Source organism: Salinimicrobium oceani (genome assembly GCF_012037645.1).
In genome coordinates, this window is sequence record NZ_JAAVJR010001714.1 from 1 (window position 1) to 278 (window position 278).

A 278-nucleotide genomic window follows, 5' to 3' on the forward strand; every position below is an offset into this window, starting at 1 on the left:
GAAGAAGCCTCGAAAATTGAACTTTCGGTAGATCTTTCAGGAAAGAAGATAGCCGAAGAGACGCCGGATGTAATTTTTGTTTACGCCAAGATCCTCGATGACAACGGCACTATTGTTCCTGCTGCTAATTTCCCTGTTACCTTCAAAATAACTTCCGGCGAACATGCGGAATTGATAGGGGAGAATCCTGTGAAAGCCGAAGCCGGGATCGCAACAATTCTGCTACGCACCAAAAATTTTATAGCCTCTATTAGCCTAAAAGCGACGGCAAATGGCCT

The 278-nt window shown here is 45.0% G+C and carries 1 pseudogene; it reads left to right on the forward strand.

What is annotated here, in order from left to right:
- A pseudogene (locus tag HC175_RS23715) lies at positions 1-278 on the forward strand (glycoside hydrolase family 2); the annotation flags it as partial.